Raw genomic sequence first — 24,745 nt, 5'->3', positions numbered from 1 at the left:
TAGTGAGTAGTGAGCGGAAAGCGCTCCCTCGAACGGGTGGCTAATCACTAGTCACTGCTAACTAGTGAATACCGACCACTACTCACTACTCGCTCAAAATCAAACCTTGGTCAAAGCCTGTTCCAGATCGGCGACGATGTCGTTGACATCCTCGATGCCGACGGAAAGCCGGACCGTGTCCGGTCCCGCGCCCGCCTTGACCTTCTGCTCGTCGGAAAGCTGGCGATGCGTGGTCGATGCCGGATGGATGACCAGCGACTTGGTGTCGCCGACATTGGCGAGGTGCGAGAACAGTTCGAGCGCCTCGACGAACTTGATGCCGGCCTCGTAGCCGCCCTTCAGGCCGAAGGTGAAGACAGCACCGGCGCCTTGCGGCGAGTATTTCTTCTGCAGCGCGTTGTTCTTGTCGCTGGGCAGGCCGGGATAGTTGACCCAGGCGACCTTGGGGTGGTTGGACAGCCAGCCGGCTACGGTGATCGCATTGTCGCAATGGCGCTGCATCCTGAGCGGCAGGGTCTCCAGCCCGGTCAGGATCAGGAAGGCATTGAACGGCGAAATGGCCGGGCCGATGTCACGCAGGCCAAGCACGCGCGCGGCGATGGCGAAGGCGAAATTGCCGAAGGTTTCGTGCAGGACAAGGCCGCCATATTCGGGGCGCGGCTCCGACAGCATCGGATATTTGCCGGATTTCGACCAGTCGAACGTGCCGCCATCGACGATGGCGCCGCCGATCGAATTGCCGTGGCCGCCGATGAACTTGGTCAGCGAATGGACGACGATGTCGGCGCCATGCTCGATCGGCCGCACCAGATAGGGCGAGGCCAGCGTGTTGTCGACGATGAGCGGCAAGCCGTGCTTGCGGGCGATGTCGCCGATCTTCTCGATGTCGACGAAGGTGCCGCCGGGATTGGCCAGGCTCTCGATGAAGATCGCCTTGGTCTTGCCATCGATCTGGCTTTCGAAAGTGGAGATGTCGTTGGTGTCGGCCCAACGCACCTCCCAGCCGAAATTCTTGAAGGCATGGCCGAACTGATTGATCGAACCACCGTAAAGCCTTGTGGCGGCGACGAAATTATCGCCAGGCCGCATGAGATTGTGGAACACGATCACCTGTGCGGCATGGCCGGAAGCAACGGCAAGTGCAGCCGTGCCGCCTTCGAGCGCCGCGATCCGCTCTTCCAGCACCGCCTGGGTCGGGTTCATGATGCGGGTGTAGATGTTGCCGAAGGCCTTCAGCCCGAACAGCGAGGCGGCATGGTCGGCATCGTCGAACACAAAGGAGGTCGTCTGGTAGATCGGCGTGGCGCGTGCGCCCGTCGCCGGGTCGGGCTTGGCGCCGGCATGGACGGCGAGCGTGTTGAAACCGGGCGTGCGGGTCATCGAAAACCTCTCTGAGCGGTAAACGTGTGAATGATGAAATGGTCAATGGTGAGCGATGAATGGTGGTCGCAAAGTCGGCCAGTCCCACCTTGATTGCAAGCCGCTCATATGCGGCTTTACCCGGCTTCCAGGAAAATCCTTCTATTCACCATTCACCATTCACTGCCTTACTTCTGGCGCACACCGAAACTCTGGAATCCCGACCGCATCAGCGGCTTCTTCGACGAAAGCACACCGGAGTTGACGCCGGTCCAGCCGATCTCGCCCGACAGCTTGCCATATTCGATCTTCGGGCAGCGGTTCATCACCACCTTGATACCGGCCGCCTCGGCACGCGCGGCCGCCTCGTCGTCGCGCACGCCAAGCTGCATCCAGATCACCTTCGGCAAGGGGTCGAGCTTCAGCACCTCATCGACAATGCCGGGCACCGATGCAGAGGCGCGAAAGATGTCGACCATGTCGACCGGCTCCGGCAGATCGGCAAGGCTGGCATAGGTCATGCGGCCGAGGATTTCCTTGCCGGCCTGCCCAGGATTGATCGGAAACACCGAAAAGCCCTTGGCCAGCAGATATTTCAGCACGAAAAAGCTCGGCCTGACATCGTTGGCCGACGCGCCGACCATGGCGATGGTCTTCACAGAATTGAGGATGCCGCCGATATAGGCATTGTCGTAGCTATCGTGATTCACTCGTCGGTCTCCCTCAGTGCTTCCTCCATAAAGGACTGCGGGTCCGTGCAGAAGTCGCGCATCATGCGAAAATGATCGGTATCGGTGAAATCTGTGGGGTCGAGGCCGAAACGGCTGATTCGGAAGAGCCGCGCGCCGGGACAAGCCATCAGCAGCGGCGAATGCGTCGCCATGATCACTTGCGCCGTGCCTGACTGGTCCATGCGCCGCAGCATCTTCAACAATTCGATCTGCCGCGACGGCGACAGCGCGCTTTCGGGCTCGTCGAGGATGTAGATGCCTTGCCGGCGGCAGCGCTCCTCGAAAAAGCGAATGAACCCTTCGCCATGCGACCACGATAGAAAGTCCGGTGGCGGCGGTCCGAACGGGTCTTCGAGTGCCGCCTGGTCGAGATAGCGCGCGACCGAGTAAAAAGATTCGGCACGAAAGAACCAACCGGCGGTGACTTTTGGCAGCCAGTGGCCGCGGAATGTATTCGCCAGTGCCGCACCGCTCTTGTCGATGGCGATGGAATGATCGACCGGACGATAGCCCTTGCCGCCGCCGGCCTCGTCGTAACCGGCCAGCGCGCCGATGGCTTCCAGCAGTGTCGATTTGCCGGTGCCGTTTTCACCGACAATGATGGTGATCGGCGTGGTGAATTCGAGCTCGAATTCACGGCCGCGAAACAGCGGCAGGTTCCATGGATATTTTTCCCAATCTTCCACGCGCTCGGGGTCAATCAGGATGCGTTTGAGATAAGGCGCCTTAAGCCGGGTCAGTTGCTTGCGATAGCCCATGCGGACGCTCAGTCCGGCAGCGAGATGGTGCCGTCATCCGCGATCGGGAAGGCCGGATTGTGTGCGACTTCCCAGACATGGCCGTCGGCATCGGCGAAATATCCATACCAGCCGCCCCAGAAGGCGCGGCCTGCCGGCTTGACGATCCTGCCGCCGGCCTTCTCGGCGGCCGCCAGCACGTCGTCGACTTCGGCATCGGAGCGGGTGTTGTAGGCGAGGTAGACCGCCGACGGTGCTGCGGCGAAGGCAATGCCTGAATCCTCCTCGGCGCTTGGCCTCGGGAACAGGCCGAGAATGGCGCCGCCCATCTGGAAGAAGGCGACGCCATCGGTGATGCCGGCGTGGCGCTTCAGGCCCATGCCCTCGTAAAAGCGCACGGCGCGCTCGAGATCGTCGGTGGCGATGGTGATGATGGAGATGCGCGGTTCCATGGATCGAAAAGCCTATTCGTCCGTCCATTCCGGTTTACGCTTGCCTATAAAGGCGCCGATGCCTTCCTCGGCGTCGCGGGCCAGCATGTTCTCGACCATGACGCGGCCGGTATAGGCATACGCGTCCGCCAACCCCATCTCGGCCTGCGCGTAAAAGGCTTCCTTGCCGGTCTTGACCACCAGAGATGATTTGGAGGCAATGGTTTGCGCGTATTTGGTGACGATCTGATTCAGGTATTCGCGCGGCACGACGCGGTTGACCAGGCCGAATTCCTTGGCGGTTGCGGCATCGATGGTCTCGCCGGTGAGCAGCATTTCCATGGCGTGCTTGTGAGACACGTTGCGTGACAGCGCCACCATCGGCGTCGAACAAAACAGGCCGATATTGACGCCCGGCGTGCAGAAGGTCGCTTCATGCGAGGCAATGGCGAGGTCGCAACTGCCAACCAACTGCAGCCCCGCAGCAGTGGCGAGGCCATCGACTTCGGCGATGATCGGGAGCGGATGGCGCACGATCTGCTGCATCAACGCCGCGCAAGCCGAAAATGTCTGCTCGAAAAACCCCTTGCCCTTGTCGGCGTCGGCGCGGCGCGCGGTCATTTCCTTGAGATCGTGGCCGGCGCAAAAGACTTTCCCGGCGGCCGCCAGGACGATGACGCGGACCGATTTGTTGGCCTTGGCATGGTCGAGCTCGGCGCTCAATGCCGCCATGACGGAAAGCGACAAGGCATTGGCGGGCGGATTGGCGAGCGTCAGGCGCAGCACGCCCTTGTCCAGCCCGGCGATGACCGGCCCGTCTATGGCAACAGGTTTGATCGAAAGGATTTCGGCCATGACAAGGGTCTCCGCGATTCCGCCGGGCGCCGCCAGACTATCTAATATCGGATCGAGTTTCATCAACACCCATCGCTTGCGCCAGAGGTGTTGCCAGAAGCGCATCATTGCGTTCATACAGGCCCGGCATAGAACGAGAGACCGACATGCCCGCCCAGGACAATCTCAAGCCGGTGCTGACGGCGGCTGAAGTCAATGCGCTGATGGCCAGCGTCTACCCGCAGCTCAACGACGAGTTCACGTCGTATGAGGCGCTCGATGTGTTTCCGGGCGGCTGCACGGTGCGGCTCAACGCCAGCGAACGGCATTTGCGTCCCGGCGGCACGGTGTCCGGGCCCTCGCTGTTCACGCTGGCCGACATTGGCGGCTATGTCTGCGTGCTCAGCCATGCCGGGCCGGATGCGCTTTCGGTTACGGTCAACCTCAACATCAATTTCGTCCGCAAGGCCGAGGCCGGCCCGATCGACGGCCATTGCCGCATCCTGAAGCTGGGCAAGAGCCTGATGGTGTTCGATATCGACATCGTCGCCGGACCGAAGGAACACACGGTTGCGCATGCGACCGGCACCTATTCGATCCCGCCGAAGCTCGCCGCCGATGTGGTAAAATAATACCTTTTAGTCAAACCTTTGTTTTTATTGCACTTTACGAGCAGACGTGCTTTTCCCGCGCCTTGACGTGCCCACTCCCCTCGCCTATAAGCCGTCACGAAGCAGCGGCCCGCAAAGGCCGCCGTTTTTGTTATTGGCGGCGGGCAAGTGTCTTGTCGCCAATCCAAGCAACAAGAAACGCCTTCTTCGGAAGGTCCAAATCGAAAGCAGAAATCCATGGCAACCTTTTCGCAGAAGCCTGCGGATGTGGTGAAGAAGTGGGTGCTGATCGACGCCGAGGGTCTCGTCGTCGGCCGTCTCGCCACTGTCATCGCCAATCATCTTCGCGGCAAGCACAAGCCCACCTTCACCCCGCATGTCGACGACGGCGATAACGTCATCGTCATCAATGCCGACAAGGTGGTGTTCACCGGCAAGAAGTTCACCGACAAGGTCTATTACTGGCACACCGGTCACCCCGGCGGCATCAAGGAGCGCACCGCGCGCCAGCTGCTCGAGGGCCGTTTCCCCGAGCGTGTCGTCGAGAAGGCCGTCGAACGCATGATCCCGCGCGGGCCGCTCGGCCGTCGCCAGATGAAGAACCTCCGCGTCTATGCAGGCACGGAACATCCGCATGTCGCCCAGCAGCCCGTCACCCTCGACGTCGGCGCGCTGAACGCCAAGAACAAGAAGGTTGCATAAGATGGCTGAGCTTTCCTCGCTCGCAGAATTGGGCGCCGCCACCGGCAACACCAACACCCAGCCGGCAGCACCCGTCCATGTCCAGAAGCTCGACAAGTCGGGCCGCGCCTATGCCACCGGCAAGCGCAAGAACGCCATCGCCCGCGTCTGGGTGAAGCCGGGTTCGGGCAAGATCGTCGTCAACGACAAGGAATTCGCGACCTATTTCGCGCGTCCGGTCCTGCAGATGATCCTCAACCAGCCGATCATCGCTTCCAACCGCGCCGGCCAGTACGACATCGTCGCCACCGTCATCGGCGGCGGCCTGTCCGGCCAGGCCGGTGCCGTTCGTCACGGCATCTCCAAGGCGCTGACCTACTATGAGCCGGCACTGCGCGCCGTGCTCAAGAAGGGCGGCTTCCTGACCCGCGACAGCCGCGTCGTCGAGCGCAAGAAGTACGGCAAGGCGAAGGCCCGCCGTTCCTTCCAGTTCTCGAAGCGCTAAGCGCTGCGACGTTCCAGACATCGAAAGGCCGCCTCCGGGCGGCCTTTTCTTTTGGGTCTCGGCAGTCACCCCACCCGGCGCTTCGCGCCGACCTCCCCATCGAGGGGAGGTAGGAGGTCGCGGCAGTTTTGCCGCCCGGACAATCCACGATGGTCCAGCGGCTAGCAAACCAGTTCGACCATAAAAACGCGGCACCCTACCTCCCCTCGATGGGGAGGTCGGCGCGAAGCGCCGGGTGGGGTGATGGCGCCGGCCTCGGTTCAAGTCTCAGAACTTGCCGGCCTTGATGTAATCGATAAACGCCCGTAGCGGCGCCGGAACCAGACGCCGTCCGGGATAGTACAGAAATGGCCCGGGAAAGCTCTGCCACCACGGTTCGAGCACGGGCTCCAGGGCGCCGCTTTCGAAGTGAGGGCGAAGCCACCCTTCAAAGAGAGCGACGATGCCGCTGCCGGCAATCGCCGCATGGACGGCAAGATCGCTCGCCCCGCCGATGCGCACGATCAACGGCCCCGTCGTGTCGACCCGCACCACCTCGCCGTCGCGCTCGAATTCCCACGGCAGCATCGAACCACTGGCAAAACGGCCGCGCAGACAAGCATGGCCAAGCAGATCGCTCGGGTGCTGCGGCCGCCCATGGCGATCGAGATAGGCGGGGCTGGCGCCAGTGGCGAAGCGCTGGACGCGGGTCCGATCGGCACCGCGATCATGTCCTGCTCCAGTCGCTCGTCATAGCGGATGCCGGCGTCGCAGCCGGCCGCCAACACGTCGACGAAGTTCTCATCGGCGATGACCTCCAGCCGAATGCCGGGATAGGCGGCGAGGAAGCCCGGAACGATGTCGGGCAATATCAGCCGCGCGGCGCTGACCGGGACGTTGAGGCGCAGCGAACCGGCCGGCCTGTCGCGAAAGCCATTAACCACGTCGAGGGCCGCCTCCACCTCCGACAGCGCCGGGCCAAGCCTTCCCAAGAGGCTGAGGCCTGCGTCGGTTGGAACAACGCTGCGTGTGGTGCGGTTGAACAGCCTGACGCCGAGCTGCGTCTCCAGGCGGCGCACCGCTTCGCTCAGGCCCGACGCGCTGCCGCCGCTGGCGCGAGCCCCTTCCCGAAAACCGCCGGCACGCGCCACCGTCACGAAAGCGTTCAGATCGCCAAGGTCCATCATTGTTCGCCATTCCGCACAAGCTGTACGGATTGTACCTTATTATCCCGAGGTTGAGCAGCGTCTATCTTCGCCTCCTCAAAGGAGACCGACCATGTCCACCATCCAAAAATCCGGCACATTCACCCTCGGCAGCCACACCGTGAAACGGCTCGGCTACGGCGCCATGCAACTTGCCGGCCCGCACGTTTTCGGTCCGCCGAAGGATCATGACGCGGCCATTGCAGTGCTGCGCGAAGCGGTGGCCTCCGGGGTCAACCACATCGACACCAGCGACTACTATGGCCCGCATGTAACCAACCAGCTGATCCGCGAAGCGCTGGCGCCCTATCCGCAAGACCTCGTCATCGTCACCAAGATCGGGGCGCGGCGCGGCAGCGACGGCTCCTGGCTGCCTGCCTATTCCGCCAAGGAACTTGAGCAGGCCGTGTACGACAATCTCAGGAATCTCGGCCTTGAGGTGCTGGATGTCGTCAATCTGCGCATCATGTTCGGGGTGATGGGTCCCGCCGAGGGCTCGATCGAGCCGCAGTTGACCGCGCTTGCCGAACTGCAGCGCAAGGGTCTGGTGCGCCATATCGGCCTGAGCAACGTCACCCCAGCGCAGGTCGAGGAAGGCCGTGGGATCGCCGAGATCGTCTGCGTGCAGAACCAGTACAATCTGGCGCATCGCGACGACGACGGGTTGATCGATGAACTGGCGCGCGCCGGTATCGCCTACACGCCGTTCTTCCCGCTCGGCGGTTTCAGCCCGCTGCAGTCGTCGACCTTGTCGGATGTGGCCGCGCGGCTCGGCGCCACACCCTTGCAGGTTGCGCTCGCCTGGCTGCTGCGCCGCTCGCCGAACATCCTGCTGATCCCGGGGACGTCGTCGATCGGGCATTTGAGAGAGAACCTGGCGGCGGCGGAACTGGAGCTGTCGGCCGATGTGCTAAGGGAATTGGATGGGGTGGCGAAAGCGGCGTGAAGATTTTGCGGGCGGCGCTGTCACCCCACCCGCGCCTTCGGCGCGACCTCCCCATCGAGGGGAGGTAGGAGGTCGCGGCAGCCTTGCATGCCTCGCAATCGCTACGACTGTCGGAATCTAAAGCGCCAACGCCCTACCTCCCCTCGATGGGGAGGTCGGCGCGCAGCGCCGGGTGGGGTGATGGCGCCGACGTACGATTTCTAATTGATACTCGCCGTATTCGCGGCTCGGCCGGCTTCGCCTCATCCACATAAGGCACCCTAAACCCGTTGGCCCCCAGCCAGCCAATGGCAGCCTTCGGTTCGTCGGTCTGGATGATGGTGGCGCCGCGTTCGGCCCAGAAACCGTGGTCTCGGCCGGCATGCCGGCCTGCACCGCCAGTTCATCGCCGCAGCCGCCGGAGAGGAAGCCGCCGGGCCTTGCACCTTGGCGATACAAGTCCTTCGCCAAGCTGTGACTGGCATCTTGCGTGCCGGTTCTGTAGTTGTGGCAGCCCGATGAACAAAGAAGGACCCGTAATGGCGAACCAGACCATCGACAACGCGTTCACCGCCCGCTCCAAGACGGGGCCTTCCTTCGAGCCGACCTATGCCGGCGCGCTGTCGTTCATGCGGCGCAAATACACCAAGGATGCAAAGGGCGCGGACGCCGTCGTGTGGGGCATTCCGTTCGATGCCGCCGTCACCAACCGGCCGGGCGCGCGCTTCGGGCCGCAGGCGATCCGCCGCGCCTCGGCGATCCTCGACAACGACCCGCAATATCCGTTCTCGCGCGACCTGTTCGAGCATCTCGCCGTCATCGACTATGGCGATTGCCTGCTCGATTCGGGCAATCACCAGAAGACACCAGGCACGATCGAGCGCGAGGCGGCGAAGATCCTGAAATCGGGTGCCTTCCTGTTGTCGCTCGGCGGCGATCATTTCGTCACCTGGCCGCTGCTCAAGGCACATGCCGCCATCCACGGGCCGCTGGCGCTGGTGCAGTTCGATGCGCACCAGGACACCTGGCCTGACGATGGCAAGCGCATCGACCATGGTTCGTTCGTCGGCCGCGCCGTCAATGAAGGCATCATCGACCCCGACCGCTCGATCCAGATCGGCATCCGCACGCATGCCCCCGATACGTTCGGCATCAAGATCCTTTACGGTCACGAGATCGAGGAGATGCGGGCTTCCGACATCGCCTATGCGATCGTCGACCGCACCGGCGGCAGGAAGACCTATCTCACCTTCGACATCGACTGCCTCGACCCGGCCTTTGCGCCCGGCACCGGCACGCCGGTTGCCGGCGGACCGTCCTCGGCGAAAATCCTGTCGACGCTGCGCCAGCTCGGCCAGGTCGATATTGTCGGCGCCGACGTCGTCGAGGTTGCGCCGGCCTATGATCACGCCGATATAACGGCGATCGCCGGCTCGATGGTGGCCATGCACTATCTCGGCCTGGTGGCCGAGCGAAAAGCGCGGGCGGAAGAGCTGAACAGCGGCAACCATGGCGCGGCAAACCATGGCCAGGGCATATAGGCCTGAATTAGCAGGGAATTGACGGGCACATGAAACCGAAAATCTTCATCGATGGCGAACACGGCACCACCGGCCTGCAGATCCGGGCGCTGCTGGCCGAGCGCGGCGACCTCGAGATCATCTCGATCCCGGCCGAGCGCCGCAAGGAAACGGCGGCGCGCGCCGAGTTCCTCAATGCAGCCGATGTCGCCATCCTGTGCCTGCCGGATGCGGCTGCCAAGGAAAGCGTGTCGCTGATTGCCAACGACACCACCAAGGTGATCGACGCCTCCACGGCGCATCGCGTCGCCGAGGGCTGGGAATACGGTTTTGCCGAGCTGGACAAGGATCAGGCCAAGATCATCGCCAATGCGAAACGCGTCGCCAATCCCGGCTGCTGGCCGCAAGGGCCGATCGCGACGCTGCGGCCGCTGGTCGCTGCCGGTCTGCTGCCGGCGGATTTCCCGATCACGGTCAATGGCATTTCGGGCTATTCGGGCGGCGGCCGGCCGATGATCGAGGACTATGTCGCCAAGGGCGAGGATGCCTCTGAATTCCAGGTCTATGGGCTGACCCTGCAGCACAAGCATGTGCCGGAGCTGCGCACCTATGCGAAGCTGTCGCACGATCCGATCATGCAGCCGGCGGTCGGCAATTTCGCCCAAGGCATGATCACAGTGGTGCCGCTGCAGCTCGGCGGGCTCGACCATGTGCCGGCCGGGGCCGAACTGCACGCGGCAATCGCCGACCATTTTGCCGCCATCAAGGGCGGCGTGGTCGAGGTAGCTCCTTACGAGCACGTGGAGCGCCTGCCCGAGATCAATCCCGAGGTCTATAACGGCACCAACCGCATGAAGGTCTATGTCTTTGCCAATGACGACCGGGCGCAGGCGCTGCTGATTGCGGTCTATGACAATCTCGGAAAGGGCGCCTCGGGTGCTGCCGTTCAGAACATGGATCTGATGCTCGGCCTTTAATTCAGTTGGAGAGAGCATTCTGTCGCCCGAAAACCGCTTAACACTTTTCGGCATCACGCTCTGAATGGACGCGCCTGCATTTCCAAAGCGCTGGAAGATCAGCGCGCCCGAGCTCATTGCGGAGACGTTTTCGAGCCGCATCTGGAAGGTGCGGCGTGAGGACGGCTCGCCGGCCATCGTCAAGGCGCTCAAACCATTCGACGATGTCGAGGACGAGTTGCGCGGCGAGCACTATCTCGCATGGCGGCGCGGCGAAGGCGCGGTGCGGCTGCTTGGCCGGGACGGCCACCGCATGCTGCTCGAATATGCCGGCGACACCCTGCTTTCCGACGTTCTGGCCAAAGAAGGCGACAACGCCGCGACCGCAATCGCGGCCGAGTTGATGGGGAGACTGTTCTCGCCCTCAAGACACCCTGCCCCGCCGGACCTGCAGCCGCTGCGGACACGGTTTGCCAGCCTGTTCAAAAAGGCCGGAGCCGATCGCGACGCCGGAGAGCACAGCCTCTATATCGAGGCCGCCGAAATCGCGGACCGGCTGCTCGATGCCCCGCATGCGGTCAAGCCGCTGCATGGCGACCTGCATCACGACAACATTTTGCACGGTGCGCGCGGCTGGCTGGCGATCGACCCGAAGGGCGTGCTCGGCGATCCCGGCTTCGACGCCGCCAATCTGTTCTACAACCCACTGGGGCGCGACGACCTCTGCCTCGATCCCGAGCGCATCGCGCATATGGCTGAGATCTTCGCCAGGACACTCGGCCAGACGCCGGCTGCCATTCTCGACCATGCCATCGCCTATGGCTGCCTGTCGGCCGCATGGCATCATGAGGACGAGAATGCGGTCGACGAGAACCGCGAGCTGTCGGTTGCGGGAGTGATCCGAAAGGTGCGGCTCAGCTTCTGACCGGCGCAGCCTCGCGCTTTAGACGTAGCGAGGCAGTTCGTTCGCGAAATAGATTATTGCGACGGCCAAGACACCGTAGACGATGTACCTGCGTTCATGGGCGGCCGCGTTGGCAGTGGATAGGCGCCCTTGTTGCCGCGCCAGTGGGCGGCGGCAAATCCCAGCAGGACCAGCGCGAAGGCCTGATGGGTCAGCGCCATGTGCAGCGGCACCTGCATCAGCAGCGTGCCGATGCCGATCGAGGCCTGCACCAGCACCAGCAGAAACAGCAGCGTTGCGCGGCGTGCGTGTGTCGTGCCCGGCAGCCGCCGGCGCGTCGCTATCATATGCCAGAGCGCGATGGCAAAGACCGTATAGGCGCCGAGCCGGTGGACGAACTGCACCGTCTTCGGGTTCTCGAAGAAATTGCGCCAGGCCGGTTCGAGCAGCAGCAGCTCGCCGGGGATGATCTTGCCGTCCATCAGCGGCCAGGTGTTGTAGCTCAGGCCGGCGTCGAGCCCTGCGACCAGCCCGCCGAGATAGATCTGGACCAGCGCCAGCAGCACGATGAAACCGGCCAGTCTTTGCGTCGACCGGCCGGCGGCAGGCTCCGAATGCGGCGCCAGCCCGCGCGCGACCACCATGGTGGCAGTGAAGATCAGGGCGGCAAGCGTCAAATGCGTCGCCAGCCGGTACTGGCTGACGGAGACGCGGTCGACCAGGCCGGAGGCCACCATCCACCAGCCGATGGCGCCTTGCAGGCCACCAAGCAGCAGAATACCGACCAGCTTTGGCCCAAGGCCGCGCTCGATGCGGCGCGTCGCCCACAAGACCAGCAACGGCAGGCCGAAGACCAGGCCGACACTGCGCGCCAGGATGCGGTGCGCCCATTCCCACCAGAAGATCGATTTGAAGGCGTCCAGGCTCATGCCCTTGTTGAGCTCGGCATATTGCGGAATCTTTTGATAAAGCTGGAATTCCTCCTGCCACTCCGCGTCATTGAGCGGCGGTATCACACCGTGGATCGGCTTCCACTCGGTGATCGACAGGCCGGAATTGGTGAGCCTGGTGGCGCCGCCGACCAGCACCAGCGCAAACAGCACCAGAAGCACGACATACAGCCAGCCGCGCACCAGCGCCCGATTTTTCAAGTCGCGATCGCGGTCAATGTAAGGCGCGGCGGCTGATATGGCGGCCATGGTTGGTCCCGGCAGGTTGACGTGGCGGATTGGTGAACCATCGCAACCCGGCTGACAAGACCGGACGGCGCGGCACGCCGTCGCGCCGCATCTCCCGGGTTGCACAGGCGCGCGGTTGGGCCTAAGCGGAGGCGATCAACGAGAACGCTCATGCCCATCCGCCTGAAAAAGCTGATCGGAACTTTCCTGCTGGTGGCGCTGGTCATCATCTATGCGCTGGTCGCGTCGATCATAGCGGTCGCGCAGCTGTCGCAATCCAGCCCGCTGGTGCACTTCCTGTTCTTCCTGTTCAGCGGCCTGTTCTGGGTGCTGCCTGCGATGGGCATCATCAAATGGCTGATCCTGGAGCCGCCGCCGAAAGGCTGAAGAGCCCGCCCCAGGTTAGATGGTGACCACCATTTTGCCGGCATTGGCCAGCGGCGTCGTTAAGCCCGACAACATGGTGCGGATATGGGCGACGCTCTGGTAGCGGCCGTTGATCGAAATGCGCGGCAGCGCGTGCAGGAAGCCGGCGTGCTCGGCGTGCAGCACGCCGTGGCGAGTGGTCACCGCCGAGGCGTAGCCGGCGTCGCGGGCAAAGCCCACTTCGCGGCAGCCGACAGCGCTGGCGTAACCATAGGGGTAAGCGAGATGACGGGGGTCTTCGCCGAGCTGCGCCTGCAGTTGGCGCCTGACGTCGACGATCTCATGGCGCGCATCGCCTTCGTCGAGCCGCTTCAGATTGCGGTGGTTGACCGTATGCGCGCCGATCGTCACCAGCCTGTGCCCGGCCACGGCGCGGATGTCGTCCCAGGTCATCAGCGTGCTTGGGCGCAAGCCATCGAGGTCGATGCCGTTCGAGTGCGCCAGATCGCGCAGCACGGCGCGCTGATCCTCCTCGCGCACCTCGAGCGTCAGATAGGCATGCAGACGCGCATTGGCGTGGAGTTTCTTGCCGTGGGTCGAGCAGTCTATGGTCACCGGCCCCTTCGGCGTCGCCAGCGTCAAACGCTCCCGCGCGTTGACGATATCCTCGACCACGTCCCACCATAAATCGGCGCTGCCGTCGATCAGACCCGGCGCGACATAGATGGTGATCGGCGCGTCGTGCTTTTCGAGCACTGGCAGCGCTTCGGTCATGTTGTCGCGATAGGCGTCGTCGGCGGTGATGGTGGCGAACTGGCCGTCCTTGCCGCCGGCCTTGATGCGCTCGATCGCCTCGTCGAGGGTGACGAAGGCATAGCCCCTCGACTTCATGTCGGCGACGAGAGCGTCGAGGAATCGCGGGGCGATGTTGAGGTGGCGGTTAACGCCGTCCGGCTTCTCCGGCGTGGCGGTGACCCGATGCAACATGAGGATGGCGCCAATGCCGCCGACAAACGGCTTGGCCAGCGGTGCAAGGCCGGTAAAGCGGGCGATATTAAGCGCCAGTTTCCGAACTGCCTCACCACCGTCGATCATTCATTCACCTTTTGCGCCTAGGCTCGATCCAAGCACGGAACGCGCCGACGCGAACTCCTGATCGCGACGAATACGCCTTAAGGATTGAGGTATGGTTGACGCCACCGCGTCATTTGACGGCAATCGGCTCGCCGCAAGCAAGGCGTCTGCGCGCACGCCGGCTGCCGACCAGACCAGTCTGTCGGTGTCGATCGCAGATGCTGCCGCGCTCGCCTCTTACGGCGAATTCTGCCGTTCGGCGCTGTTTGCGCCGGCGCAAAGCGCGGACTGGGTTCGTGCCTGGACGGCGCAGGCTAATCCCGATGCCGTCATTGCCACGCTGACAATCGAGGACAGGCCGGTCTTTGCACTGGCACTGGAAATCACGCGAACTGGTCCATTCCGCGTCGCCCGCTTCATGGGCGGGCGCCATGCCAACGGCAATTTCGCCGCCGCCGATCCGGCATGGCTGGCAAAGGCAGATGCTGGGGGGATCCGCAGGCTGGTGACGGCGATCGGCAAGGCGCGTCCCGACATCGATCTCGTTGCCTTGGAAAGGCTTCTGCCCGACCTCGATGGTGTTGCCAATCCGCTGGTGGCGTTCTCCAACTTTCCGAGCCCAAACCTGTCGCTCGCCGTCAATCTCGACGGTGGTTTCGATGCGCTGCTGTCGCGTGTGGGCGGCAAGCGCAAGCGCAAGAAGCACCGTTCGCAGACACGAAAATTCGAGGCGGTCGGCGTTCATCGCCGCATCGAGGCGCAGACACCCGAAGACGTGAACCGGCTGCTCGACGCTTTCTTCGAGATGAAGGAGTTCCGCTTCGCCAAGATGGGCATCGCCAATGTCTTCGGCGAGCCGGAGGTGCGGGCTTTCTTCCGTGCCCTCTTCGCCGGCGCGCTGGCCGAGGAGAAACCGGCCTTTGTGCTGCATGGGCTCGAAGTGGCCGGCAAGCTGCGTGCAATCACCGGCTCGAGCCGCTCGGGCAAACGCCTGATCTGCGAATTCGGCGCCATCGCCGAGGACGATCTCGGCCACACCAGCCCCGGCGATTTCCTTTTCTTCGACATCATCGAGGAAGCCTGCCAAACAGGCTTCGATGTCTATGATTTCTCGGTCGGCGACGAGCCCTACAAGCGGCTCTGGTGCGATATCGAGACCCAGCATTTCGAGGTGCTGGCGCCCCTGACGCTGAAGGGACGCGCCCTGGCGTCGGCGCTGCGGCAGGGCGCACGGGCGAAAGCCTTCATCAAGAACAACCCGACGGTCTGGAAGCTGACCAAGATGCTGCGCCGCAAGGCCGCCGGACAGGCAGCGCCCGCTCCCACGGACGACGAAAACTAGCGTTCAGAAATTCAGCGCTTCGCGGAGCGCCGGGCCGGCCCTGACCCGCAGGTCGAGATCTGCCTCGATGTGGTCGATATGGTGCAGCATCAGCCGGCTCACCAACCCGCAATCGCCGCTTTCCAGCGCGCCGACCATTTCCGTGTGCTCACTGTGTCCGCAGGCCGACACGCCGGATCGTCCGTAAAGGGCGATGACCAGCGACGAACGCGCCACCAGCTCCTCCATGAAGCGCTGCAGGATGGCATTGCCGGCGACGGAGGCGAGCAGCAGATGGAAATCGCCCGACGCCTTGATTTCGGAGCGCCGGGCGGCTGGGCCGCGCTCGGCGATGAAGCGGCCTTCCTCGTCGAGCTGCGCGCGGAACGCAGCGATATCGGTGGCTGTGACCCGCCCACAGGCGGCAATGGCTATGCCCGGCTCGATCAGCCGGCGCGATGCGAACACCTGGCGCGCTTCCTCGGGCGAAGGGTTGGCGACGAAGGCGCCACGGTTGCGCTCGGTACGCACCAGCCCCTCGAAGGACAGCATCTGCAGCGCCGCGCGCGCGACGGTGCGCGAGACGTCGAACAGCGTGCCGACCTCGCCTTCCGACAGCTTGGTGCCGGGCGTCAGCCGACGGTCGACGATGGCGTCCCGCAGATTGTCGCGAATCGCCTGGGCGCGATCCTGGTTGGCGCTGTCGGCGGAATGGATCTGATCGGCAATGTTCATGGCGATGATGGTTCCCAGCCTCTTCTAGCGCGACTCGTCGCCTGCGCACGAGAGGCAAAGTGGACACGAAGCCAAAAAAGATTGCATACGATTCTTGTGCAGATCGCGCACAATCGCCCATAATTTGTGCAATGCACAAGATAGCCTACCGGCTAGGCAGTGGGCAAGAACCCCGATTTCGCTGTCGATTCAAACGCTTGGGCCGATTGCCGCCGATTGGCACGCATAATGCATTGGTTAATGCGACCAAACGGGGAAGCCTGAATGTCCAAAGCCGCCGAGATCGACATCGTCTCCGTTTCGAAAGTGTACGGAACGACGACTGCCGTCGAGGCCATCAGCCTGAAAATACCGGCAGGCACCTATTGCTGCCTGCTTGGCCCCTCCGGCTGCGGCAAGACCTCGACGCTGCGCATGATCGCCGGGCACGAAAGCATTTCGTCGGGCGATGTCCGCCTCGGCAACATTGTCGTCACCGACCTGCCGCCGGCAAAGCGTGGCACGGCGATGATGTTCCAGTCCTATGCGCTGTTTCCGCATCTCGACCTTGTCGACAATGTCGCCTTCAGCCTGAAGATGAAGGGCGTCGACAAGGAGCAGCGCCGTGCCAAGGCGCTCGACATGCTCAAGCTGATGCAGATGGAGGCCTATGCGACGCGCCGGCCGGCGCAGCTTTCCGGCGGCCAGCAGCAGCGTGTTGCACTCGCCCGCGCTCTGATCACCGATCCCGAGGCGCTGCTGCTCGACGAGCCGCTGTCGGCACTCGACCCGTTCCTGAAGATACGCATGCGCGCCGAGCTGAAGAAATTGCAGACCTCGCTTGGCATCACTTTCGTCCACGTCACCCACAGCCAGGAAGAGGCCATGGCCTTGGCGGACCTGATCGTGGTGATGAATGACGGCCGCATCGAACAGGCGGCACCGCCGCGCGATGTATTCCAGCGGCCGGCCACGGCCTTTGTCGCGCGCTTCATGGGCGACCACAATGTCATCTCCGGCCGGGTCACCGGCGAGCGTGGCGGCATGGTCGTCTTCGACGTCAATGGTGGCGCCTCGCTCGCCGCCCGCGGGCAAGGCCGGGAGGCGGGCCAGGAGGTGGGCACGCCGATCGACATCGCCATCCGCACCGACCATGTGCGCATCGGCGAAGCACCCTCTCCCGGCCTCGGCTTCACCGGCATCGTCTCCAACATCGAATATCGCGGCGCCACGGTGAAGCTGTCGGTCACCGGCGGCGGCATCGACGATTTCACCGTTATCATCGACGATTCCGACTTCTTCGCCAAACCCGTCGCCCTTGGCGACGCCGTACCGCTCGCCTGGGATTCCGAGGACGCCATCGTCCTCGGCCGCCTTCATTCATGAATTCAACGAAGCAAAACAAAACAGGGGAATAGGAATGACAAAAACAGTAGAAACAAAGACCGGAATTTCGCGCCGTTCGTTGCTCAAGACAGGTGCGGCCGCCGTCGGCCTCGCCGCAGGCTCGGGCGCCATTACAGGCTTCCCGACCATCTGGGCGCAGTCCAACATCACGCTGCGCCAGTTCGGCACCGGCGTGTCGAACCTGAACGCGATCGCCGACAAGTGCAAGGCCGACCTCGGCATCACGCTGGAAATGACGGCGACCGATTCGGACGCGGCCGCCCAGCGCGCCGTGACCCAGCCCGACAGCTATGACATCGCCGACATCGAATACTGGATCTGCAAGAAGGTGTTCCCGAGCGGCGTGCTGCAGCCGATGGATGTCAGCAAGCTGAAATACTACGACGAACTGGTGCCGTTGTTCAAAACCGGCAAGCTGACGCCCGACAGCATCATTGCCCAGGGCACCGCGCCGCACACGGTCGGCTATGTCGAAGCGCAGGACTCAAAGACCTTCGCCAAGGCGCCGACCAAGTGGTTCACCATGGTGCCGACGATCTACAACGCCGATACGCTAGGCATCCGGCCCGACCTCGTCGGCCGCGACATCACCACCTGGGCCGACATCATGGACCCGGCCTTCAAGGGCAAGACCGCGATCCTTAACATCCCGTCCATCGGCATCATGGATGCGGCCATGATCATGGAGGCCACAGGCAGCATCAAATATGCCGACAAGGGCAACATGACCAAGGAAGAGATCGACAAGACGATCGACTTCCTCATCAAGGCCAAGCAGGCCGGCCAGTTCCGCGCCTTCTGGAAGTCGTTCGACGAGAGCGTCAATCTGATGGCATCGGGCGAAGTGGTCATCCAGTCGATGTGGTCGCCGGCCGTCGCCGCCGTCCGCTCCAAGGGCATCGCCTGCCGCTTCCAGCCGCTCAAGGAAGGCTACCGGTCATGGGGCGGCGGCCTTGGCCTTGCCGCCCATCTCAAGGGCGCCGAGCTCGACGCCGCCTACGAATACATCAACTGGTATACGTCGGGCTGGGTCGGCGGCTATCTCAACCGCCAGGGCTACTATTCCGCCAATATGGTCTCGGCCAAGAAGTTCATGTCCGAGGACGAATGGGGCTACTGGATCGAAGGCAAGCCGGCCAAGGGCGAGATCAAGGCGCCGGACGGCACCGTCATGGAAAAGGCCGGCGCCGTGCGCGACGGCGGCTCGTTCGAAGAGCGTATGGGCAAAGTCGCCTGCTGGAACTCGGTCATGGACGAGGACCGCTACATGGTGAAGCGCTGGAACGAGTTCATCGCCGCGTAGAGCGGACGCGTTCACTGTGATGTTGCGATCCTTCGCGCCCCCCTCTGTCCTGCCGGACATCTCCCCCACTTGGGGGGAGATTGGCAGCGTCATGGCCGGCTCTTCGTTAGCAACGTTGGAGTTTGGCGAAGGCCGTTATGAGAGTTCGATCTCCCCCCTCGTGGGGGAGATGTCCGGCAGGACAGAGGGGGGCGCGAAGGATCGCAAGTCATCGCGATCACGCGGAGGATTTTCCCAATGACAGTCGCTCTCGAACGCCCCGCCATCGCAGCAGCCAAGCCCGCCAGACGCCGGCGCTTCTCCATCAGTGCCGTCACGCCCTACCTCCAATCGGCGCCGCTGGCGCTCATCCTCGGTGCGTTCCTGCTCTTGCCAATCATCATGATCGCCGTCGTCTCCTTCTGGGACTACGACTTCGCCGCCATGTATCCGGATTTCCTGACGACGAACTATTTCGACGTGCTGGGATCATGGGTCACCTGGAAGACCTATCTCAACACCATCAAATTCGCTGCCATCGTCTGGGCCCTGACCTTGTTCATCGGCTTCTGGGTGGCCTATTTCCTCGCCTTCCATATCCGCACCACCGCCATGCAGATGGTGCTGTTCCTTGTCTGCACGGTGCCGTTCCTGACCTCCAACATCATCCGCATGATCTCGTGGATCCCGGTGCTTGGCCGCAACGGGTTGATCAACTCGGCGCTGGTGCAGTTGGGGCTGGTGCCAAAACCCATCGAATGGCTGCTCTATTCGGAATTCGCCGTGGTGTTGGCCATGGTGCATCTCTACACGCTGTTCATGGTAACGCCGATCTTCAACACGTTGATGCGCATCGACCGCTCGCTGGTTGAGGCCGCGCGCGATGCCGGCGCGTCCGGCTGGCAGGTCTTGTGGAACGTCGTCATCCCGCTGGCCAAGCCCGGCATGGCGATCGGCACCATCTTCGTCGTCACGCTGGTGATGGCCGATTTCTCCACCGTGCAGGTGATGTCGGGCGGCCAGAGCGCGTCGGTCGCACTGATGATGAAGAACCAGATGTCGCTGCTGCAGTATCCCGCAGCCGCCGCCAATGCCGTGGTGTTGCTGGTGTTGGTGCTCTTGATGGTCGCCGGCATCCTGCGCATCGTCGATATCCGCAAGGAGCTCTGAGGTGAGCCACGAAAAACGCACCCTCGAATTCTATGTGCTTGCGGTCTTCTTCACTCTGTTCGTGCTGTTCCTCTATGGCCCGCTGTCGGCGATCCTGATCCTTTCTTTCCAAGGCGAGACCGGCGGCCTCACCTTCCCGCTCAATGGCATGTCGCTGCACTGGTTCGCCAATCTGTTCGAGCGCCAGGCGGTCGGCGATTTCGGCGGCAGCTTCAAGCGCTCGCTCGTGCTCGGCCTCATGGTGATGATCGTCACCGTCGTCGTGTCGCTGCTGGCAGGGCTCGCTTTCCGGCAAAAATTTCGTGGCGCCACCGCTTTGTTCTACCTGGCGGTCGCCAGCCTCGTCGTACCCTCGATCATCATTTCGCTCGGCATCGGCGTCGTCTTCCAGCAGGTCGGCTTCCGCCCGGCCTGGTACACATCGGCCTTCGGCGCGCACCTGACCTGGACCTTGCCCTTCGGCGTGCTCATCATGTTCGCCGTCTTCAACCGCTTCTCGCCCGCCTATGAGGAAGCAGCGCGTGACCTGGGCGCCAACTCCTGGCAGACCTTCGCCCATGTCGTGCTGCCGATGATCGCGCCGAGCCTGATCGGCGTCGGCCTGTTCGGCTTCACGCTGTCCTATGACGAGTTCGCCCGCACGCTGATGACGTCGGGCACCTTCAACACGCTGCCGCTCGAGATCTACGGCATGACCACCAATGTCACGACGCCGGTGCTCTATGCGCTGGGCACGGTGACCACCGTGTTCTCCTTCCTGGTGATCCTGGCCACACTGGGCGCCATCCTCTATGTCGGCCGCAAGCGGGCCAGGGTTTGATCGTGCAGATACTGGTGGTGAACCCCAACACGACGGCGAGCATGACCGAGACGATCGCGGCGGCGGCGCGCGCCGTTGCCGGCGCCGGGACCGAGGTGATCGCGGTCACCTCCTCGATGGGTCCTGCCTCGATCGAGGGCTATTATGACGAGGCATTGGCCGTGCCCGGCCTTTTGATGGAGATCGCCGCCGGCGAACGTGCCGGGGCTCAGGCCGCCATCATCGCCTGCTTCGACGATACCGGCCTGGATGCGGCACGCGCCATGGCCTCCATTCCGGTCATCGGCATCTGCGAGGCCGCACTCAGTGTCGCCTCCTACATTGCCCAGCGCTTCACAGTGGTGACGACCACCGAACGCTCGCGTGTCCCTGTCGAGGGGCTGGTGCACCGCTACGGCATGGCCGGGCGTGCCCGCGTGCGCGCCGCCGACATTCCCGTACTCTCGCTTGAAGACGCTGCTTCCGGCGCTGTCGAGAAACTGCGCGCCGAGATCGCCCGCGCCATAGCGGAAGACCGCGCCGAGGCCATCGTGCTCGGCTGCGCCGGCATGGCCGACCTGGCACACCGGCTGCAGCAAGAGTTCGACCTGCCCGTCATCGACGGCGTCGGCGCCGCCCTCAAACAGGCCGAGGCGCTGATCGCATTGGGCCTGTCGACCTCGAAGCGCGGCTCCTATGCCAGTCCGCTGGCCAAGCCCTATCGCGGCGTGCTGAAATCCTTCTCGCCGGGGGTGGTCGCCGCGGAGTGAACGCTATGAAGCCTACCGTCCGCGCATTGTCTCCGCCGGAACTGACCGTTCTCATCGACTGGGCGGCGGCTGAAGGCTGGAACCCTGGCCTTGATGATGCCGCCGCGTTCCGGCCAACCGATCCTGAAGGGTTCATCGGCGCTTTTGTCGACAACGAGATGACCGCCGCCATCTCGGCTGTCGCCTATGGCGGCAACTTCGGTTTCATCGGTCTCTACATCTGCCGACCAGACATGCGCGGCAAAGGCCATGGCAAAGCAGTCTGGAATGCGGGCATGGCCAGGCTGGCCGGCCGAACGGTCGGCCTCGACGGGGTCGCCGCGCAGCTGGCGAATTATCGCCGCACGGGATTCAGCTCGGCGTACGAAACCATCCGCTTCAGCGGCCGTATCGCGACCCCGCCCGTCCGAAGCGAAGGGGTGCGCATGATAACCACGCAACTCGTGCCCGACATCATCGTCTATGACGCCCGCTGTTTCCCCGCGCCTCGACGAGCCTTCCTGCACCGCTGGGCGCAGCCGCCGCATTGCGGGTTCGCCGCGATCAGTTCACTCGGCACCATAGGCTACGCCGTGGCTCGTCCCTGCCGTTCGGGTTACAAGATCGGCCCGCTGTTTGCCGACGACACCGAGACGGCGATGCAGCTCATGGGCAGTCTGGCTGCCGCATGCGAAGGTGGCGACCTGCATATCGACGTTCCTGCCGAAAATTTCGATTTCACCACGGCGCTTTCAGCAATTGGTTTCAGGCCGACCTTCACCACCACGCGCATGTACAAGGGCCCGCCTCCGAAGGTCGACTCGCGCCGAATATTTGGCGTGACGACCCTGGAGTTGGGGTAGATCCCGGCGCCGACTGACAGGCTTGGTTTTTCGGGAGCCGGCGGGCGATGGACGAGCCGATCCGTAGTAGCGCCGCCTAAGTCGAATTGTCTGATGTCTCAGGCGGCGCTACGTCGTCCCGGCACGGGGTTACCCGGCGTCTCGTGGCCGATCGGCGTCACCAGAGTGAGGTCGGGATAGCCGCTTTCGATCAGCTCGACGGCGGCCTGCGCCACCTCATCGTCCGCCTGCAGCATGGACATGAAGACCTCGGTGCTGTCGCCGACCAGTCGGCTGATGCCTTGCGCATCGGCCGGTCCGCATTCGACGATGACCAGATCATAGGCGGTGGTCAGCGACTGCATGATGATCGGCAGCCGGTCGGCGGCGCGCATGGCGCGAACCGGATCGGCGGTGCCGACGGGAACGACATGGCAGTCCGAATAGAGGTCGGCGTGGATGACGTCGCTGAACTGCGCTTCCGAAGCCAGCAGATTGGTGATGCCGGGGAAAAGTCCGCTGTCCAGCATCGGCCGCGAGGCGGCACCTGACGCCGTGAGATCGAGCAGCAGCACGCGCAGGCCAGCGTCGGAGACTTCGCGCGCTACCAGCACTGCCGATGCAGCCGCCTCATCGCCTTCGGGCGACACGAAGATGGCGCGCGCAGCACCGCTGGCGATCAGCTTTTCCGCCGCCTTCTCGACATCGATCTCGCCAAGGCTGGAGCGGACAGGTTCGGCTTGCGGTTCGGAACCGGCAGCCGCTGCTCCTTCCAGCACTGAAGGAGCCGGCTCGGGCTCTGGCACCAGTTCAGACTCCACGGTCGTCGGCTGATCGTCCACTTCCACGACCTCAGGAGCCGGTTCCGGGTGGACGACCGGCGCCGACATTGCCGACATCGCAACCTGCTCGATACGCTCGAAGCGCGCCCCTGGGGCCGGACGCATGGCGCGGCCGGAAAACAGCTCCTGCAGCAGCGTGATGACCGACATCAGCAGCAGCGAGCCGACTAAGGCGGCGCCGACGATCGGCACGAGCTTGGGGAAATAGGGTTCCGACGGCACGCGCGCCTCGGAAAACACGCTGGCATCGACCGGCAGGTAATTCTTGCGCGAGGACACTTCGCGGAAGCTCGCCATATAGGATTCAAGCTGCTGGCGCCGGACGTTCGCCTCGCGCTGCAGCGCATCCAGCTGGACCTGCTCCTCGCCGGCCCGCGACGACGCCGCTTTCAGCTTGTTGACGTCCGATATCAGCTGGTTTTCGCGCGCCTGGGCGGTCTGCGCCTGCGTCAGCAACCCGCGCATGATTTTTTGCGCTTCGTTGCGGATCTGGCCGTCGAGATCGGCAAGCTGCGACCTCATCGCCCGCAGGCGGGGATGGTTGTCGAGCAAGGTGGTGGAAAGATCGGCGATGTTGGTTCTGAGCTCGATCTGACGCTCACGCAGCCGCTGGATCAGATCGGAAGACAGCACTTCGGGTACAGCGTCCAGCGAACCGCCATTCTGCAAAGCCTGGCGCACCCTTTCGGCCGTCGCCTCGGCCGAAGCGCGGCTGGCGCGCACACGCGACAGTTCGGTCGATAGCTCGGACAATTGCTGTGTCGCCAGCACCGAATTGTTGCCGCCCATCAACAGGTCCGACTGGGCGGAACGGAAGGCCGCGACCTTGGCCTCTGCATCCCTGACCTGCTTCTGCAGATCGTCGATTTCCGGCCCGAGGAAGGCGGTCGCGGCGGCGTTCGACTTGGTCTTGGCGTCCGCCTGATAGGCCAGGTAGGCCTTGGCGATGGCGTTCGGAATGTCAGCGGCAAGCTGGGGATCTTCAGAGGAAAATTCGACGGCGATGACGCGGGTCTTTTCCACGCCATAAACATTGAGCTTGTCGCGCATCTTCGTCAGCACGCGCTCTTCGAGCGGAATTTCTTCCGGATCGCTCTTCAGCCCGGCAATGACCAGGAGCCGGGTGACCGGCGACATGCCGAGCGCATAGTTGAACTCGGGCTTGTCGCCCAGCTTAAGGTCGGCAGCCACCTGCTTGAGAATGTCGGACGAGGAAATGACCTGAACCTCGGTTGCTACACCTTCCGCATCGAGCACAGGTTTGTCGTCTTCATTGGTGCCGGCAGGCCGCGTATAGGCCGATTCGCTCAACTGGATTTTCAGCTGCGTCGTGGCCTTATAATGCGGCGTGGCAAGCCACGCGAACGCGAAGGCGAGACCAGTGACGAGAAGCGTGATCACAAGAATGCGCAGCCAGTTCCGCGCCAGGCTGGCGAAGAGCTGTCTCAGGTCGACATCGACATCTGCGGCCGCGGACTGGTCGGACATGCATTCCTGCTCCGGACATGAGGCTAGATGGTAGCGTAAACAACTATGGTAACTCAGCCGTTAAGATCGCGGTAAGCAGCTGTTAGGGTTTGCTGACATCCGGTAAACAAAGCCAGCAAAACTATACGGCTTTTT

General features: G+C 63.3%; 24 protein-coding genes and 2 pseudogenes. 15 read left to right on the top strand and 11 right to left on the bottom strand.

Annotated features, from left to right (window positions below; genetic code table 11):
- Nucleotides 1–99: 99 nt before the first annotated feature.
- From NKJ75_RS04675 to NKJ75_RS04655, 5 genes are all read right to left on the bottom strand, one after another.
- Nucleotides 100–1,380, bottom strand: a complete 1,281-nt coding sequence (locus tag NKJ75_RS04675) for an O-acetylhomoserine aminocarboxypropyltransferase (RefSeq protein WP_023743587.1) — start codon at nt 1,378–1,380, stop codon at nt 100–102.
- 167 nt (nt 1,381–1,547) lie between these two features.
- Nucleotides 1,548–2,069 carry a CoA-binding protein gene (locus NKJ75_RS04670; RefSeq protein WP_023711525.1) on the bottom strand — a complete coding sequence of 174 codons (522 nt, stop codon included), beginning with the start codon at nt 2,067–2,069 and terminating at the stop codon, nt 1,548–1,550.
- Nucleotides 2,066–2,848, bottom strand: a complete 783-nt coding sequence (locus tag NKJ75_RS04665; protein ID WP_023736498.1) for an AAA family ATPase — start codon at nt 2,846–2,848, stop codon at nt 2,066–2,068. The genes NKJ75_RS04670 and NKJ75_RS04665 overlap by 4 nt, the downstream gene beginning before the upstream one ends.
- A gap of 8 nt (nt 2,849–2,856) precedes the next feature.
- Nucleotides 2,857–3,279 (bottom strand): VOC family protein, encoded by a 423-nt coding sequence (locus NKJ75_RS04660; RefSeq protein ID WP_023689472.1) that lies wholly within the window; start codon nt 3,277–3,279, stop codon nt 2,857–2,859.
- A 12-nt stretch (nt 3,280–3,291) separates the two neighbouring features.
- Entirely contained in the window at nt 3,292–4,113 is an 822-nt protein-coding gene (locus tag NKJ75_RS04655; RefSeq protein WP_023743588.1) for an enoyl-CoA hydratase, read from the bottom strand.
- A 146-nt stretch (nt 4,114–4,259) separates the two neighbouring features.
- Here NKJ75_RS04655 and NKJ75_RS04650 point away from each other — a divergent pair, with 146 nt between their 5' ends.
- The 3 genes from NKJ75_RS04650 (at nt 4,260) to rpsI (ending at nt 5,889) form a co-directional block, all read left to right on the top strand.
- Complete coding sequence (locus NKJ75_RS04650; RefSeq protein ID WP_023743589.1) at nt 4,260–4,724, top strand: PaaI family thioesterase; 465 nt, start codon at nt 4,260–4,262, stop codon at nt 4,722–4,724.
- Between the two features lie 216 nt (nt 4,725–4,940).
- Entirely contained in the window at nt 4,941–5,405 is a 465-nt protein-coding gene (gene rplM / locus NKJ75_RS04645; RefSeq protein ID WP_023669409.1) for a 50S ribosomal protein L13, read from the top strand.
- A 1-nt stretch (nt 5,406) separates the two neighbouring features.
- The gene (gene rpsI / locus NKJ75_RS04640; protein ID WP_023669408.1) at nt 5,407–5,889 is read left to right on the top strand and encodes a 30S ribosomal protein S9; all 483 of its coding nucleotides are present in this window, start codon (nt 5,407–5,409) and stop codon (nt 5,887–5,889) included.
- 267 nt (nt 5,890–6,156) lie between these two features.
- Here rpsI and NKJ75_RS04635 read toward each other — a convergent pair.
- A pseudogene (locus tag NKJ75_RS04635) lies at nt 6,157–7,055 on the bottom strand (LysR family transcriptional regulator).
- 91 nt (nt 7,056–7,146) lie between these two features.
- Between NKJ75_RS04635 and NKJ75_RS04630 the strand changes: the two are divergent.
- Nucleotides 7,147–8,019: an aldo/keto reductase family oxidoreductase gene (locus tag NKJ75_RS04630; protein ID WP_023834212.1), complete on the top strand. Its 873-nt coding sequence runs from the start codon at nt 7,147–7,149 to the stop codon at nt 8,017–8,019.
- Between the two features lie 200 nt (nt 8,020–8,219).
- On the opposite strand, the pseudogene NKJ75_RS04625 reads toward NKJ75_RS04630, so the two are convergent.
- A pseudogene (locus tag NKJ75_RS04625) lies at nt 8,220–8,439 on the bottom strand (glycerophosphodiester phosphodiesterase family protein); the annotation flags it as partial.
- Nucleotides 8,440–8,537: 98 nt separating this feature from the next.
- Between NKJ75_RS04625 and speB the strand changes: the two are divergent.
- From speB to NKJ75_RS04610, 3 genes are all read left to right on the top strand, one after another.
- Nucleotides 8,538–9,539: an agmatinase gene (speB, locus tag NKJ75_RS04620; protein ID WP_023669405.1), complete on the top strand. Its 1,002-nt coding sequence runs from the start codon at nt 8,538–8,540 to the stop codon at nt 9,537–9,539.
- A 29-nt stretch (nt 9,540–9,568) separates the two neighbouring features.
- On the top strand, nt 9,569–10,495 hold the full coding sequence (argC, locus tag NKJ75_RS04615) for an N-acetyl-gamma-glutamyl-phosphate reductase (protein ID WP_023743592.1): 927 nt from the start codon (nt 9,569–9,571) through the stop codon (nt 10,493–10,495).
- Between the two features lie 64 nt (nt 10,496–10,559).
- Entirely contained in the window at nt 10,560–11,399 is an 840-nt protein-coding gene (locus NKJ75_RS04610) for an aminoglycoside phosphotransferase family protein (protein ID WP_023669403.1), read from the top strand.
- A gap of 53 nt (nt 11,400–11,452) precedes the next feature.
- Here the strand turns inward: NKJ75_RS04610 and NKJ75_RS04605 are convergent, their stop codons facing one another.
- Nucleotides 11,453–12,577: a COX15/CtaA family protein gene (locus tag NKJ75_RS04605; RefSeq protein WP_023669402.1), complete on the bottom strand. Its 1,125-nt coding sequence runs from the start codon at nt 12,575–12,577 to the stop codon at nt 11,453–11,455.
- A gap of 150 nt (nt 12,578–12,727) precedes the next feature.
- On the opposite strand from NKJ75_RS04605, the gene NKJ75_RS04600 reads away from it, so the two are divergent.
- Nucleotides 12,728–12,943 (top strand): DUF2842 domain-containing protein, encoded by a 216-nt coding sequence (locus NKJ75_RS04600; RefSeq protein ID WP_023669401.1) that lies wholly within the window; start codon nt 12,728–12,730, stop codon nt 12,941–12,943.
- Between the two features lie 15 nt (nt 12,944–12,958).
- Here the strand turns inward: NKJ75_RS04600 and NKJ75_RS04595 are convergent, their stop codons facing one another.
- Nucleotides 12,959–14,017 (bottom strand): polysaccharide deacetylase family protein, encoded by a 1,059-nt coding sequence (locus NKJ75_RS04595; RefSeq protein ID WP_023669400.1) that lies wholly within the window; start codon nt 14,015–14,017, stop codon nt 12,959–12,961.
- A gap of 91 nt (nt 14,018–14,108) precedes the next feature.
- Between NKJ75_RS04595 and NKJ75_RS04590 the strand changes: the two genes are divergently transcribed.
- On the top strand, nt 14,109–15,338 hold the full coding sequence (locus NKJ75_RS04590; RefSeq protein WP_023669399.1) for a GNAT family N-acetyltransferase: 1,230 nt from the start codon (nt 14,109–14,111) through the stop codon (nt 15,336–15,338).
- Between the two features lie 3 nt (nt 15,339–15,341).
- Here the strand turns inward: NKJ75_RS04590 and NKJ75_RS04585 are convergent, their stop codons facing one another.
- Nucleotides 15,342–16,052: a GntR family transcriptional regulator gene (locus NKJ75_RS04585; protein WP_352499245.1), complete on the bottom strand. Its 711-nt coding sequence runs from the start codon at nt 16,050–16,052 to the stop codon at nt 15,342–15,344.
- Nucleotides 16,053–16,316: 264 nt separating this feature from the next.
- Here NKJ75_RS04585 and NKJ75_RS04580 point away from each other — a divergent pair, with 264 nt between their 5' ends.
- From NKJ75_RS04580 to NKJ75_RS04555, 6 genes are all read left to right on the top strand, one after another.
- Nucleotides 16,317–17,417, top strand: a complete 1,101-nt coding sequence (locus NKJ75_RS04580) for an ABC transporter ATP-binding protein (RefSeq protein ID WP_352499244.1) — start codon at nt 16,317–16,319, stop codon at nt 17,415–17,417.
- Nucleotides 17,418–17,451: 34 nt separating this feature from the next.
- Nucleotides 17,452–18,741, top strand: a complete 1,290-nt coding sequence (locus NKJ75_RS04575) for an ABC transporter substrate-binding protein (RefSeq protein WP_023682324.1) — start codon at nt 17,452–17,454, stop codon at nt 18,739–18,741.
- Between the two features lie 237 nt (nt 18,742–18,978).
- Nucleotides 18,979–19,890, top strand: coding sequence for an ABC transporter permease (locus NKJ75_RS04570; RefSeq protein WP_023682325.1), 912 nt, complete (start codon nt 18,979–18,981; stop codon nt 19,888–19,890).
- 1 nt (nt 19,891) lies between these two features.
- On the top strand, nt 19,892–20,710 hold the full coding sequence (locus NKJ75_RS04565; RefSeq protein ID WP_023682326.1) for an ABC transporter permease: 819 nt from the start codon (nt 19,892–19,894) through the stop codon (nt 20,708–20,710).
- 2 nt (nt 20,711–20,712) lie between these two features.
- Complete coding sequence (locus tag NKJ75_RS04560) at nt 20,713–21,459, top strand: aspartate/glutamate racemase family protein (RefSeq protein ID WP_023682327.1); 747 nt, start codon at nt 20,713–20,715, stop codon at nt 21,457–21,459.
- Nucleotides 21,460–21,464: 5 nt separating this feature from the next.
- Nucleotides 21,465–22,301: a GNAT family N-acetyltransferase gene (locus NKJ75_RS04555; protein ID WP_023669392.1), complete on the top strand. Its 837-nt coding sequence runs from the start codon at nt 21,465–21,467 to the stop codon at nt 22,299–22,301.
- A gap of 98 nt (nt 22,302–22,399) precedes the next feature.
- On the opposite strand, the gene NKJ75_RS04550 is transcribed toward NKJ75_RS04555, so the two are convergent.
- Nucleotides 22,400–24,610, bottom strand: coding sequence for a GumC family protein (locus NKJ75_RS04550; RefSeq protein ID WP_023821110.1), 2,211 nt, complete (start codon nt 24,608–24,610; stop codon nt 22,400–22,402).
- Between the last annotated feature and the right edge of the window lie 135 nt (nt 24,611–24,745).

The sequence above is a fragment of the Mesorhizobium sp. M0058 genome, assembly GCF_040323095.1.
In the GTDB taxonomy this organism is placed as follows: Bacteria; Pseudomonadota; Alphaproteobacteria; order Rhizobiales; family Rhizobiaceae; genus Mesorhizobium.
The sequence above is the reverse complement of the archived record's forward strand: the minus strand, read 5'-3'. Positions and strand labels throughout refer to the sequence as shown.

Bases quoted from the DNA above. Each gene is read 5' to 3' on its own strand.
- NKJ75_RS04590 (WP_023669399.1), top strand. From the start codon at position 14,109: ATGGTTGACGCCACCGCGTCATTTGACGGCAATCGGCTCGCCGCAAGC.
- NKJ75_RS04570 (WP_023682325.1), top strand. From the start codon at position 18,979: ATGACAGTCGCTCTCGAACGCCCCGCCATCGCAGCAGCCAAGCCCGCC.
- NKJ75_RS04655 (WP_023743588.1), bottom strand. From the start codon at position 4,113: ATGGCCGAAATCCTTTCGATCAAACCTGTTGCCATAGACGGGCCGGTC.
- NKJ75_RS04555 (WP_023669392.1), top strand. From the start codon at position 21,465: ATGAAGCCTACCGTCCGCGCATTGTCTCCGCCGGAACTGACCGTTCTC.
- NKJ75_RS04630 (WP_023834212.1), top strand. From the start codon at position 7,147: ATGTCCACCATCCAAAAATCCGGCACATTCACCCTCGGCAGCCACACC.
- NKJ75_RS04660 (WP_023689472.1), bottom strand. From the start codon at position 3,279: ATGGAACCGCGCATCTCCATCATCACCATCGCCACCGACGATCTCGAG.
- rplM (WP_023669409.1), top strand. From the start codon at position 4,941: ATGGCAACCTTTTCGCAGAAGCCTGCGGATGTGGTGAAGAAGTGGGTG.
- NKJ75_RS04595 (WP_023669400.1), bottom strand. From the start codon at position 14,017: ATGATCGACGGTGGTGAGGCAGTTCGGAAACTGGCGCTTAATATCGCC.
- NKJ75_RS04550 (WP_023821110.1), bottom strand. From the start codon at position 24,610: ATGTCCGACCAGTCCGCGGCCGCAGATGTCGATGTCGACCTGAGACAG.
- NKJ75_RS04600 (WP_023669401.1), top strand. From the start codon at position 12,728: ATGCCCATCCGCCTGAAAAAGCTGATCGGAACTTTCCTGCTGGTGGCG.
- NKJ75_RS04585 (WP_352499245.1), bottom strand. From the start codon at position 16,052: ATGAACATTGCCGATCAGATCCATTCCGCCGACAGCGCCAACCAGGAT.
- argC (WP_023743592.1), top strand. From the start codon at position 9,569: ATGAAACCGAAAATCTTCATCGATGGCGAACACGGCACCACCGGCCTG.
- speB (WP_023669405.1), top strand. From the start codon at position 8,538: ATGGCGAACCAGACCATCGACAACGCGTTCACCGCCCGCTCCAAGACG.
- NKJ75_RS04650 (WP_023743589.1), top strand. From the start codon at position 4,260: ATGCCCGCCCAGGACAATCTCAAGCCGGTGCTGACGGCGGCTGAAGTC.
- NKJ75_RS04675 (WP_023743587.1), bottom strand. From the start codon at position 1,380: ATGACCCGCACGCCCGGTTTCAACACGCTCGCCGTCCATGCCGGCGCC.
- NKJ75_RS04575 (WP_023682324.1), top strand. From the start codon at position 17,452: ATGACAAAAACAGTAGAAACAAAGACCGGAATTTCGCGCCGTTCGTTG.
- NKJ75_RS04610 (WP_023669403.1), top strand. From the start codon at position 10,560: ATGGACGCGCCTGCATTTCCAAAGCGCTGGAAGATCAGCGCGCCCGAG.
- rpsI (WP_023669408.1), top strand. From the start codon at position 5,407: ATGGCTGAGCTTTCCTCGCTCGCAGAATTGGGCGCCGCCACCGGCAAC.
- NKJ75_RS04665 (WP_023736498.1), bottom strand. From the start codon at position 2,848: ATGGGCTATCGCAAGCAACTGACCCGGCTTAAGGCGCCTTATCTCAAA.
- NKJ75_RS04605 (WP_023669402.1), bottom strand. From the start codon at position 12,577: ATGGCCGCCATATCAGCCGCCGCGCCTTACATTGACCGCGATCGCGAC.
- NKJ75_RS04580 (WP_352499244.1), top strand. From the start codon at position 16,317: ATGTCCAAAGCCGCCGAGATCGACATCGTCTCCGTTTCGAAAGTGTAC.